The following is a 13,078-nucleotide window of genomic DNA, read 5'->3' on the forward strand; positions in this document are numbered from 1 at the left end:
AGGTTAAATTTAAAAAATGAGCCAATTTTTAACTCTCAGCATTAACTTTCCTAATTCTCCATGTAAATTTTTTAGGCATATGATTTCCCATAACATAACCCCAGGGTTCTAGTGATTCTATTCGGTCAAAAATAATTTTTAAAATCGCTAAAAGCGGAATGGCTAAAAACATCCCGGAAATTCCTGCAGAAGCACCACCAACTATAATTCCGATAATAGATACAAAAGCATTAATTTCTACTTTAGAATTGATAATTAAAGGTACAATTAGATTATTATCGATTAATTGCACAATAATATTTACGATAAGAATTCCTAAGATAATTGATGTTTCGGCAGATCCTGTCAAAGATGCCAGAACAGTAATAATACCAGCAATCAGGATTCCGATATACGGAATCACGTTTAGAATTCCGGTTATTAATCCCAAGAGAATAAAATATTTGATACCAATAATCCAAAGTCCTAAACTTGTTAAAGCTGAGACAACAATCATTTCAATAATTAAGCTGACGATATAATTGTTTATGGAAAGTTTTATTTGAGATAATATATCTTTTAAAATACTATGGTTTTCTTTGTCAATCAATTTAGCCAGAAAAAGTATAAAATGATCTTTATATAGTAAAAACAAAAAAGTATAAATTGGAATAATGGTACAATCCAAGAGTAAATCCGTAATCGATACAATTGCCGAACCGATTGTGGCTTTTCCGTTCTGAACAGAATCTTTCGTTACATTATCAATGTATTTTTTCTGTTCGCCAATACTTACATGAAAATTATCTTTAATAAATTTATGAATATCGGTTATAAAAGTATTTGCATTCTTTTTTATGGTGTCAAAATCATTTGCCATATCCGTTACTTCATAAGATATAAAAACCAATATTCCGACGATAAAAGCAGCAAAAAGTAAAACACAGCAAATCGCCGCAAGATGCCTTGGAAACTTGAATTTTGTTTTTAAAAAAGTAAATACCGGAAGCAATAAAACAGCAAACAAAAAGGCCATTAAGACTGGCGTAATAATATCTTTTGCAATGCAAAATATATAAGCAAAAGAAATCAAACTTATTAATATACACGCAATTTTTGCGTAGAATGGCAACTTAATTGACTGAATCATTTTTATGGAGTTTTTGTAAAACTATAATTTTGGTTAAGCAAATATTATACTTTATTTCAGTAATAATGTTTTAGCTTTTTTCTTATAGTTTATAAAATTCCCATTCAAATTTTAGTCAAAGAATTCCTTGTCTTCGTAGTGCGTCGGCATAATCGAAATACCTTTTTGTAATAGTAGATTGTTCGGAAAAATGATTTTTTCGCCTTCTTTAGTTTTTAAATTCACGTGGAAAGCGCTAATGTCTTCGATTTCAGCTTCTATAGGAAAATCTTTGTCGTGAATTTTGATTGTATCTCCAATTCTAAATGGAAAAGAGAAAAATAAAATCATTCCGGAAGTAATATTGCTCAAAATAGACCATTGTGCAAACATTGCAACACCAATAACGGTTGCAATTGACGAAACCGTTATAAAAATATCCTTAGTTTCAACGCCCCAAATTACAATCAGACTAATCGTAACCAGTATATTCATAAGAATGTGAATGTACTTGATTACCAAATTGGTTCGATGTTCTAATAATTGACTTGAACTGGCGTAACGACGGATTAATTTTGCAATAATAACTCTCAATGCTACTAAAGCAAACAAGATAATTATAGTACTTAAAATTTCCTGACTATATTCTTTAAAAGAAAACATAAATAAATTTTTACACTAAAGTACTCAAATATTCGTAAACTTTAGCCGTAGGCAATCCCATAACATTGGTATAAGAACCTTCTACTTTTGCAACTGCCATAAAACCAAACCATTCCTGGATGCCATAAGCACCGGCTTTGTCATAAGGTTTGTAGTTTTCGATATAATACAAAATTGCTTCGTCAGACAAATCATTGAAAGTTACTTTTGTAATATCATGCAAAAGGGTAGAAGTAGTGCTTGTTTTGAAGCAAACAGAAGTAATTACATCGTGTGTTGCATTCGACATTGATTTGATCATTGCAAAAGCTTCATCAGCATCTTTTGGTTTCCCTAAAGCTTTATCGTTGTGCCAAACGATCGTATCGCTGGTTACTAAGATTTCGTTTTCTTTTAGTTCACCTTCAAAGGCGCTTGCTTTTAGTTCAGCTAAATAATCAGTGATTTCTACCGCTTTTAATTCAGGCGGATATATTTCTTCGATATCTTTTAATCTGATTTCAAAATCAAGATTTAAGTCCTTAAAGAATTGTTGTCTTCTTGGTGATCCTGATGCGAGAATTATCGTGTATTTTTTTAGTTTTTCTTTAAGCATTGTAATGAATATTTAAGGTAATAACCAGAATTGATAAAATTCCGAAAAACAAAATCAGTTTTAAAACCGTACTTAAATGGTGAAATTCTTTTGGAGTTTTTGCTCCAAAAATCTTTACAATAAAATACAATAACGGCGCTAAAACAAAAGCAAATGCATAAAGCGTAACAAAAATAAGATTGTTTTTAAGGAAATAAGTATTGATATAAAGCAAGGATAAAATAAACGGAATTATAGCAAATCCCAAAGCTATTTTTGCTGCACGGCTTATTCCAATTGCAATTGGTAACGTATTCATTCCTTGATTGTAATCCCCATTTACATCTTCGATATCTTTAACTATTTCGCGTATAAAATTAATCATAAAAGCAAACAAAGCATAATCAGTAAGAATCGAAAATAAACTTGCCATTTGCGCTTTATTTTCAGGACTAGTTGCCGGAAAAATATCAAAAACTCCAATAATAATTACGCTTAGCGAAAGCGTTAATGCCACAACAACATTACCTACAATCATAATCTGTTTTAATGTTGTAGAGTAAAAATAAAGCATTGAAGCAATCAGAATAAAGATTGTTGCAAAACCAGGTCTCAAAATCACATTCGATAAATAAAAACCTATAGCAACTCCCGTAATATTCAAACCTATATAGATATTATAAGCCGCAGTTTCAGAAATTCCTTTACCAATCACAACATCCTGAGGCTTATTTATTGTATCTGTTGCAACGTCATATATATTATTGATTACATAACCCGCTGCAGCCAATAAAACGGTGCTCAAAACCAATAATCCATACTGAAGATCAGTTAGTGCCAAAGGAATATTTTGCTGTTTTAAAAAAGCATAACGAAATAAAACCTGCATAAAAGCAAGCATCAGTAAATTTTGATAACGAATGAGTTTGAGGAATTTCATTTTTTTCTTTTAAGGTTCAAAGGGACAAAGGTTCAGAGGTTCAAAGGTTTTTCTTTTAAGGTTCTGAGGTTCTTAGCGGCTAAGGTTCTAAGGTTTTTTCTTTGCTTAAAAATCTTTGTCAAAGTTTTAAGCTTTGACAAAGATAAGACGAAAGCAAAATCAACAATTAATAATTATATTAATCGTGTTTCCCGTTAAAATATTCCATCCATTTTCCTTGTACTTTCATTACTTGCTCGATAACGTCACGTGCAGCGCCCCTTCCGCCTTTTACATGCGAAACGTAACGGCATATATTCTTGATTTCAGGACTTGCATCTTGCGGGCAAGTTGGCAATCCTACTAATTTCATTACATGAAAATCAGGAATATCATCGCCCATATACAACACTTGCTCTGGTTTTATATTGTAAGTTTCTGTGTATTCCTTAAAAGTTGCAACCTTGTCAGGAACTCCTAAATGAATATCGTTGATTCCTAAATTACGAAGTCTAATGCGAACACCTTCGTTGCTTCCGCCAGAAATAATACAAACATTAAAACCACTTTCAACAGCCGCTTTCATTGCATAACCATCACGAATATTCATCGTGCGAAGCATTTCGCCTTCATTGGTTACAAAAACCGAACTATCTGTAAGTACGCCATCAACATCAAAAACAAAAGTTGTGATGTCGTTCATTATCTCTTTAAAATGTTTTGCCATTATTCTGTATAGATTGTGTTAGTATTTTATAAATATTCTTTTGATTTTCATTTGTTAAGTATTCCAAATGCGCTTCAATTGTGTTAGAATCTTTGCGTTTTGCAGGTCCGGTTTGTGCATCAATTGGATCGAGAGTTTTGATTTTTTCGGCAGTTTCCTGAATCAAAGGTTTCAAAACTTCAAACGGAACCTGATGTTCGGTGCAAATTTCTTGCCCGATTTGATATAAATGATTCGAGAAATTGTTGACAAAAACTGCTGCAACATGCAAAGCTTTCCTTTGATCTGAATTTATAGGATAAACAGCATTTGAAATGCTTTTTGCAACAGTTTCTAAAACGCGAAAATCAAACGTATTTTCGGCTTCCAAACACATTGGAATGGTTGAAAAATCAATTTCTTTCTTTTTAGAAAACGTCTGAAGTGGATAAAAAACGCCTTTCCTGTTTTTTGGATTCAAAACATCAAGCGAAGCAGCTCCTGAAGTGTGAACTACAATTCGGTTTTGAAAAGGTAATTGATTAGAAACTTCAGAAATAGCCTTGTCTGAAACCGCGATAATATATAAATCAGCTTCAGCTAATTCCTCGTAGTCATTTACAATTTTATCATAATCAATTAGAGAAGACAAAGCTTCTTTTTTTCTCGAAAAAACCTGAACAATTTCAATAACTTCACTTTTAGAGAAAGCTTTTATCAAATGTTGCGCGACATTTCCGGAACCAATTATCGTTATTCGAGTCATAGCGCAAAATTAGCATTATTTTTTTAATGTAGATTGCTTTTGATTCGTTTGTCCTTATATTCAAAATCTGCTTTTGAGAAGATTTAAAACTTATGATTATTAAAACTAAAAATCCTTTGTTTTCCATTAATTCTAATAATTGAAAACAAAGGATTTAGGTTATTGATTTTTATTTGTTTAGAATTTTACAGCATCTTTTGGAACAATTTCATTAATCGTTGTAATTTTTGAAAAGTCAAGTTTTGGAGTAGAAGTAAATTCGATATTCTTTGAAACTTCCCCATTAATAGAAATTGCTTTATCAGAAACTGAATTTAATTCTATGTTCTTGAATGACATATTTTTCCCGTTATAGATTTCAAAAACGGTTGGTTTCTCAATGTCTAATTTAATATTACTTAGTTTAATTCCGTCAGCATCAATAATAGAAAAGCCATTTTCAGCTTTTGCAATTAAGTTTGATATTTCAATGTTTTTAAGATTCATTTCGGGTAAACCTTGCAGAAAAACAGCTTGATAAGCGCCTCTAATCGTAATATTTTTGATCGAAATATTTTTGAATTGAGGCGTTTCTTCGTTTACAGGAACAATTTTCGTATTGATTTTATTTCCGCCTTCAGCTAAAGTTTCAGCTATAGATTTTCCTCCATAATAAAGATCAAACGAAATCGCCTGAGACGGAATATCAGTCATAAAAATATCCGATATATAGATATTTTCGACAATTCCGCCACGACCGCGCGTGCTTTTAAAGCGTAAACCAACATCAGTTCCCATAAAAGTACAGTTTGAAACATGCAGATTTTTTACACCGCCAGACATTTCACTTCCAACCGTTACGCCGCCATGTCCGTGATAAACAATATTATTTCTAACGATAATATTTTCACAAGGAACATTACGATCACGACCATCTTTGTCTTTTCCGGATTTAATGCAAATAGCATCATCACCAACATCAAAACTAGAATTTTCGATAATCACATTTTTGCAGGATTCTACATCAAGTCCATCGCCATTTTGTGAATACCATGGATTTCTAACGGTGATATTTCGAACAATTAAATCCTCAATCATCAAAGGATGAATATTCCACGCAGGTGAATTTTGAAATACAGGTCCATCAAATAATACCCTTTTACTATTTTGAATACTAACTAAAACGGGACGAAGAAAATCGTGAATCGCTTCAAAATCTTCTTTGGTTTTTAGGTCTAAGCGAATATTCTGATCTGCACCTTTTGAACCTTTTAAATATTGCTCAGATGGATACCAGGAATCTTTTTTCTCATTTAAAACTCCGCCTGAAGCAACGAATTTCTTCCATTGTTCGTCCGTCAATTTGCTTTTTTTGACTTGTCTCCAGGCTTCACCGGAACCATCCCACACGCCATTTCCTGTAAACGCAATGTTTTCCAGATGCTTTCCATAAATAGGAGAGATGCAACGCCAGGTATTTAAACCTTCAAAACTGGTTTCTATAATAGGATATAAGCTTTTATCTGTCGAAAATTTTATTAAAGCGCCAGTTTCAGCATGCAATTCCAGATTACTTTTTAAAATAATTGGTCCCGTAAGCCAGATTCCGGACGGAATAATTACTTTTCCACCGCCTTTTTTTGAAACTGCCTCAATTGCATCGGCGAAAGCCTTAGTATTCAAAACATAACCACCATTTACAGCGCCAAAATCTTTTATGTTTGCAGTATTTTTAGGAATTATTGGTTCTTTGACTTTCGTCATTTTAAACTCAATTCCTTTATAAGTTTCTTTTGAATTTTGAGCAATTACAGCTTCCGACCAACTTATAAGTGAGAAGGTTAGAGCAATGAGAAACAGTTTGGCTGAAGTGGTTTTTAATTTCATTATGTGGTTGTAATAGTTTTAGTAATCGCATTTTTGATCGAATTACAGCTTTGCTTTTCATTAACAATTCAATAACAAGGCTCTAAAAACAATAAAACGATATTGTAATCGATTACACAAACATATAAAAAATTATTGAGAAACAAACAGATTATTCATTTCTCCTTTATTTGTAAATATATTCTTCTAATTTATAAGGTTTATCCTTAAGAATCACTTCTTTTTTTAGTTTTTATTAACAAACTTCAAATATTGGAACTCAACATTTTTAAGTACTTTTGTGGCACTTTTATACAATGTAATTCCTTAAAAATGGATAAAAAAATATTCTCTTTTTTGTTTTCTACACGCTTAATGTCTGTTCTTTTTTTAACATTTGCGATCGCAATGGGTGTTGGAACTTTTATCGAAAGTAAGTACAATACTGATACAGCCCGAATTTTAATTTACAATACATGGTGGTTTGAGGCTATAATGGTCTTTTTCCTGATCAATTTCTTCGGAAACATCAAACGTTATCAACTACATAAAAAAGAGAAATGGGCAACTTTATTGCTTCATATTGCTTTTATTTTCATTCTTATAGGAGCTTTTGTGACACGTTATATCAGTTACGAAGGTATGATGCCAATTCGTGAAGGCGCTGCCGAAAATCAAATTTTTTCAGACAAAACATTCTTAACTGTTTTTGCAGATGGAGAATATAAAGGCGAAATGAAACGTAGAGTTTTCGAGAAAAACCTTTTGTTTTCGCCAGTAACAAATAATGATTTTACGCTTTCAGGTAAATTTGACGAAACTCCTTTTGAAGTTACTTACGTTAACTATATAATGGGAGCAAAGGAAACGATTAAACCAGCTCCAAACGGAACTTTATACCTTAAATTAGTTGAAGCAGGAGCAGGCGGACGTGAAGAACATTTCCTGAAAGAAGGTGAAGTTCAGAATATTCACAATGTTTTATTTGCCTTAAACAAACAAACAGCAGGAGCAATTAATATCAATACAACTGGTGAAAAATATACGATTCAAACTCCTTTTGAAGGAGAATTTATGCGAATGGCAGATAAGTTAAAAGGTTCTGTAACCAAAGACAATGTGCAGCCGCTTATGATGCGCTCTCTATATAGTATTGGCGATATCAGAATCGTTTTTCCAGATCCTGCGATTAGAGGAGTTGTTGATTATGAATCAAATAACGATTATAAAGCAAAAACTCATCACGATGCTTTAATTGTAAAAGTTAAAGCCGAAGGACAAGAAAAAGAAGTAAGACTTCTTGGTTCTAAAGGAAGCGTAGGCGAGCCTCAAACGGTAAAAATTGGTAAAATAGAATATAGTTTATTCTACGGAAGTAAAGCTTATGTTTTACCTTTTAAAGTAAAACTGAACGATTTTATTGCTACAAAATACCCGGGAACAGAGAAAAGTTATTCGTCTTTTGAAAGTAAAGTAACTGTTCAGGATTCTTCAGAAACTTTTGATGCCCGTATTTACATGAACCACGTATTAGACCATAAAGGATACCGTTTTTTCCAATCTTCATTTGATCCGGACGAAAAAGGAACAGTATTATCTGTAAACCATGATTGGTGGGGAACTTCTATCACTTATTTAGGATACTTTATGTTGTTTTTTGGATTGATGGCGATCATGTTTACAAAACATTCTCGTTTCGCAGATTTGAAACGCAAATTAGACGTTGTAAAAAAGAAAAAAGAAAAATTAATTACCATTTTAGTTTTAATGATTGGTTTGAGTGGTTTTGCACAAGCGCCTCACGTTCATGCACCTGGACACGATCACAATCATTCAACAGACCCTAACGATCACGCAAATCACGTAACGGCTGCACCAAGTCAGAAACAATTAGATTCTTTACTTTCTATCTATAAAGCACCGGAAGCACACGCAGCCAAATTTGGACGTTTGATTATTCAGGATGCAGGAGGTAGAATGAAACCAATCAACACTTTCTCATCTGAATTGCTTCGTAAAGTAAGTCAAAGTGACACTTATAACGGAATGAATTCTGATCAGGTATTTTTGTCAATGACACAATATGCCCAGGTTTGGATTCAAGTTCCTATTATTTATCTTAATACAAAAGATGATAGTATTCGTAAAATCATTGGTATTGAAAAGGGAATGAAATTTGCACCTTTTGTAAAGTTCTTTGACGAAAACGGAAACTATAAACTTTCTCCATATTTAGACGCAGCTTACAAAGCAGGAAATCCAAATCAATTTGAGAAAGATTTTATCGAAGCTGATAAAAAAGTAAACTTAATGGAATCTGCGTTGAGCGGAAGCATTTTAAGAATCTTCCCAATCCCAAATGATCCAAATAATAAGTGGATTTCATACTTGGAATTAGATCATGCAGGATTAAAAGGCATGGATTCTACTTATGTCAAGCAAATTTTGCCTTTATATTTTAGCGCTTTAAATAATGGTTCTATATCTAAAGATTTCAAAACCGCAGATCAATTAGTAGAAAGTATCAACGGTTTCCAGAAGAAATTTGGAAGCAAAGTACGTCCAAGTGAACAAAAAATTGATCTTGAGATTGCGTATAATACCTATAATATTTTACCGAAAATGTTTTACTGGTATTCTCTTTCAGGGATTTTTATGTTGATTTTTACACTTTTAAGTATATTTTTCGATAAAAAATGGTTGCGAATTACTGTAAATGGTTTCCACATATTAATAGGTTTAATATTTGTACTTCACACCATAACATTAATTGCACGTTGGTACATTTCAGGTCACGCACCTTGGAGTAACGCTTACGAAGCAATTGTATATGTTGCATGGTCAACAATGTTCTTCGGATTAGCTTTTGATAGAAAATCAAAACTTACCGTTGCTTCTGCTGCATTTGTGACAGCGATGATTTTCATGGCAGCAAATGCCAACTGGATCGATCCTGAAATTGCAAATTTACAGCCCGTTTTAAATTCGTACTGGTTAATGATTCACGTTGCTGTTATTGTAGCAAGTTACGGACCAACCGCACTTGGAATGATTTTAGGTTTTGTGGCGCTAATATTGATTTTCTTTACCAATGAGAAAAACAAGGCAAAAATGGATCTAAACATTAAAGAGATTACTTATATCAACGAAATGGCCATTACAATTGGTTTAATCATGTTAACTATTGGTAACTTCCTAGGAGGGCAATGGGCCAACGAAAGCTGGGGACGTTACTGGGGATGGGATCCAAAAGAAACATGGGCATTAATCTCGATTATGATTTATGCGTTTGTAATTCACGCTCGTTTTGTACCATCTTTAAGAGGAAAATGGTTCTTCAATTTAATGACTATGTATGCTTTTGTATCGATTTTATTCACCTATTATGGAGTAAATTTCCACTTAGTTGGACTTCACTCTTACGCAAGCGGAGAAGCACATTCATTAAGCTGGGTATATTATTCGTTAGGAACAATTACTTTAATTGGAATCATAACATATCCTAAATACCACAAATACTATAAAACCAAAAAAGTAAAAAAGGTAAAGAAATAAATAATTTAGCACTAATTATTAATTCGCAAAAAAGGTTCAACTTAATGTTGAACCTTTTTTTATTGCTTTAAATTGAAATTTCTAAGAATAAGTTTAAGGAGCTATTTCCTGCTGTCCACTATATCTTTTATGGTGAACCCCACCATAAAAGGATGCCGTTCCCATCAGGGCTAGGGCATCTGTTTTCAGGAGAAATTTAGAATAAACAATTCCAAAAAGTTTAACCTAAAACTCTTTTTTACAATAGCACTTTTATTGCTATAAGGATTACTAAAATTAGAAAGAAACAAATCAAAAATATAATATGACTTAACAAAGTAAGGAGAAATGCTTTGGTTACAGAGATTTTGTTAAAGAATTGAATATTCGTCCAAAATATTAATATAATGCCAAGCGCGTAAGTAATATTTGCATAAAGATAAATATGCGATGAACTATTCAAATATAATAAGACCGGAAACATCAGAATTTGGAGAATAAGTCTTTGTGAAGCCTTAAAAGTATTTAACACAAAGTATTCAATATAATTATAGTCCTGTTTTCTAAAAGCAATAGAAGTTCCAATAGTATATATAGGTATCGCCGCAATTGTTGTCCAGGAATAATGTGTTGCCATCCATTCGTTTATAGTATCGAAGTCTAAAGTTGTTTTATCCTGATCTACGAATACATTGATATGAAAATAGTGATACAACAAACCATAAAGCGTTGCTAATACCACAACCAGTGATATCGGTTTAAAATGTTTCACACGTTTTCCTTCTATAAACTCTCTGATTGAATGTCCGGGCCTTGTAAATAATTCCTTGATTGAATAAGGTATTCCAACATCAAAATGTAATAATCCGTGTTGAATATCATGCCACAAAAAGTGCGCATTTATTTTATGCGTTTCAGCCGTTTGTCCGCAATTATTACAATAATTTCCATGAAAAACATGCTTACAGTTTTTGCAAATTATTTCCATTCTTAACGTGGTTTGATTTTTTTTTTAATAAAGTTCTTTTTTTTGCTCTTAGATCTTATTCCTTTTCAATCCGTCAGGATACATAATTGCCAGCAAAACGATAATTAGTAAAAAGTTATATTCTGCACCATTTCGTCCGCCGCCAACAACAAACCAGCCTTCTTGAAAATGCACCAGAATAATTCCCATAATGAGCACAAAAATGGTTACAAATCCCGCCAGTTTTATGTGTTTATTCCAGATTAAAAGTACAGCAGCAACAATATGCGATAATTTAATACTCCAGGCAATAGCGACACCAAAAGGAGCAAAGCCAATTTGGTTGAGATATAAATTTCCAAAATCATTGATTCCGTTATCAAAAATTCCAAAAATAGAATGAGTTAATAGAATAATTGCCACAGCAATTCTTAAAAGTAAAGTTCCGTTCATAGTTATTTTAGTGTTAGTTGAATTAAAAATAACAAAAAAACGCGTATTAAAATATAATACGCGTTTTAAGTTTTATGAGCAGCTTAATTTTAAACTTTTCCTAAAGTATATAATTGAGTCATAGTTGGTGTTAAACTTCCACCTGCAGGCTCTAGAGTAATTCCAAACGCCTCAGCAGATTCTGTTTGAGCTACAGCAAATATTTTTTGCGAATTTGCGTCAAAGTTATCCAGTAAACCAATACTTGTTGGCGTTAATACAGGACTTAATTTTAAAGCCCAAACTTGATAAACCATTCCTTTTGGAGGTTTTGGCAAACCTGCAGCATCTATATAAGTTGTTTTAGTGTCTTTATTCCAATACACTTTTGCAAATGAAGTTGGAGAAACTGCTTGTCCTCCAAGAGTTACACCTGTATTTTTAATATCTCTTACGATTGTCAAACTTTTAGAAATCTCTTTGTTTTGTTCTCCTAAGTATGCATAATCCTTTTCGATTTTACTTTTCTCAGTTCCAACAGTAGCGATTGCTTCTTTTGTTTTTGTTAATTCTAAAGTTTGGTAACCAAGACCTAAAAGTAATAACACTGCCGCTGCCCAGCCTACATATTGAGACCAGTTTGATGCTGGTTTCAGCTCGACTACTTTGCCATGTTTCAAATCTAAGCGAGCTTTTATTTTCTCGAAATTTGCTACAGAGTGAAAAGGAGAGAAGCTTGACGATAAAGCTACAATCGCTTTTTCGATCGAAATAATCTCTTGTTCAACATCCGGGTTCTTTTTTGCCACTTCGGCTATCTCTAAATTTTCAGTTTCAGTCAATAGACCAAAAACATATAGTTCTAGAATTCCTGATTCAATATATTCTTGTGCTTCCATTATATTTTTAGATAATTTCTTAAATCGTTAATACAGTTTCTGTTTTGCGTTTTGATAGTTCCCAACGGCATTGCCAATTCTTCTGAAGCTTCTTGTTGGGTATATCCTTTAAAAAATAACAAATCGATAATTTCGATACATTTTGGTTTTAATTTTTTTACAAATTCTTGTATACCAATTGTGTCAATTTTATTAACGAGTTTGTTACTGTCGTCTAACAGATTTACGAAATTATCTGAGGAAAGGTTTTTTTGACTGTTATTAAAATTTTTAGATCTCAGCTTATCAATCGAAGTATTCCTAGCAATATTAAGGATCCACGTATAAAAACGTCCCTTACTTTCATTATAAGAATCTATATTTTTCCAGATTTTAACAAAAACTTCCTGTAAAACATCTTCAGCTTCTTCTCGGTTTTTTATAAGAACATTAATTACAGAAAACAAACTTTTAGAGTACATATCGTACAAATGGGTAAAAGCTCTCTCGTCTTTTTTGTAGATTAAAACTAGCAATTCTTCTTGACTCATAGATTTGGATTTTTAAAGTTTAAACAAAAAATATTAAACATTATTTCATTACTTGAGATAAAGATAATTTATTTTTTCGGGAATTTTATATTTTTTTTAGTAGTTGTAACCCTAGTAAAACAAGGGGCTTGAAAA

12 protein-coding genes are annotated in these 13,078 nt (G+C 32.3%); 1 reads left to right on the top strand and 11 read right to left on the bottom strand.

Features of this window, described 5'->3' with window-relative positions:
• Positions 1–28 precede the first annotated feature (28 nt).
• From C8C83_RS22205 to C8C83_RS22235, 7 genes are all read right to left on the bottom strand, one after another.
• Positions 29–1,129, bottom strand: coding sequence for an AI-2E family transporter (locus C8C83_RS22205; protein WP_121330738.1), 1,101 nt, complete (start codon positions 1,127–1,129; stop codon positions 29–31).
• A 111-nt stretch (positions 1,130–1,240) separates the two neighbouring features.
• Positions 1,241–1,771, bottom strand: a complete 531-nt coding sequence (locus tag C8C83_RS22210) for a mechanosensitive ion channel family protein (protein ID WP_121330739.1) — start codon at positions 1,769–1,771, stop codon at positions 1,241–1,243.
• Positions 1,772–1,781: 10 nt separating this feature from the next.
• The gene (locus C8C83_RS22215) at positions 1,782–2,366 is read right to left on the bottom strand and encodes a Maf-like protein (protein WP_121330740.1); all 585 of its coding nucleotides are present in this window, start codon (positions 2,364–2,366) and stop codon (positions 1,782–1,784) included.
• Positions 2,359–3,285, bottom strand: a complete 927-nt coding sequence (locus C8C83_RS22220; protein WP_121330741.1) for a geranylgeranylglycerol-phosphate geranylgeranyltransferase — start codon at positions 3,283–3,285, stop codon at positions 2,359–2,361. The genes C8C83_RS22215 and C8C83_RS22220 overlap by 8 nt, the downstream gene beginning before the upstream one ends.
• Positions 3,286–3,463: 178 nt before the next feature.
• The gene (locus C8C83_RS22225) at positions 3,464–3,991 is read right to left on the bottom strand and encodes an HAD-IIIA family hydrolase (protein WP_121330742.1); all 528 of its coding nucleotides are present in this window, start codon (positions 3,989–3,991) and stop codon (positions 3,464–3,466) included.
• On the bottom strand, positions 3,975–4,736 hold the full coding sequence (locus C8C83_RS22230) for a Rossmann-like and DUF2520 domain-containing protein (RefSeq protein ID WP_121330743.1): 762 nt from the start codon (positions 4,734–4,736) through the stop codon (positions 3,975–3,977). Before C8C83_RS22230 ends, C8C83_RS22225 begins: the two co-directional genes overlap by 17 nt.
• Before the next feature lie 177 nt (positions 4,737–4,913).
• Complete coding sequence (locus tag C8C83_RS22235; RefSeq protein WP_121330744.1) at positions 4,914–6,602, bottom strand: glycoside hydrolase family 28 protein; 1,689 nt, start codon at positions 6,600–6,602, stop codon at positions 4,914–4,916.
• A gap of 312 nt (positions 6,603–6,914) precedes the next feature.
• Here C8C83_RS22235 and ccsA point away from each other — a divergent pair, with 312 nt between their 5' ends.
• The gene (gene ccsA / locus C8C83_RS22240; protein WP_121330745.1) at positions 6,915–10,136 is read left to right on the top strand and encodes a cytochrome c biogenesis protein CcsA; all 3,222 of its coding nucleotides are present in this window, start codon (positions 6,915–6,917) and stop codon (positions 10,134–10,136) included.
• 238 nt (positions 10,137–10,374) lie between these two features.
• Here the strand turns inward: ccsA and C8C83_RS22245 are convergent, their stop codons facing one another.
• From C8C83_RS22245 to C8C83_RS22260, 4 genes are all read right to left on the bottom strand, one after another.
• Positions 10,375–11,103, bottom strand: coding sequence for a DUF3667 domain-containing protein (locus C8C83_RS22245; protein WP_121330746.1), 729 nt, complete (start codon positions 11,101–11,103; stop codon positions 10,375–10,377).
• Between the two features lie 48 nt (positions 11,104–11,151).
• Positions 11,152–11,535: a DoxX family protein gene (locus C8C83_RS22250; protein WP_121330747.1), complete on the bottom strand. Its 384-nt coding sequence runs from the start codon at positions 11,533–11,535 to the stop codon at positions 11,152–11,154.
• 89 nt (positions 11,536–11,624) lie between these two features.
• Positions 11,625–12,413 (bottom strand): anti-sigma factor, encoded by a 789-nt coding sequence (locus C8C83_RS22255; protein WP_121330748.1) that lies wholly within the window; start codon positions 12,411–12,413, stop codon positions 11,625–11,627.
• Positions 12,413–12,943 carry a sigma-70 family RNA polymerase sigma factor gene (locus C8C83_RS22260; RefSeq protein ID WP_099712541.1) on the bottom strand — a complete coding sequence of 177 codons (531 nt, stop codon included), beginning with the start codon at positions 12,941–12,943 and terminating at the stop codon, positions 12,413–12,415. The genes C8C83_RS22255 and C8C83_RS22260 overlap by 1 nt, the downstream gene beginning before the upstream one ends.
• Positions 12,944–13,078 lie beyond the last annotated feature (135 nt).

Origin of the sequence: Flavobacterium sp. 90 (genome assembly GCF_004339525.1) — a bacterium.
Taxonomy (GTDB): Bacteria; Bacteroidota; Bacteroidia; order Flavobacteriales; family Flavobacteriaceae; genus Flavobacterium.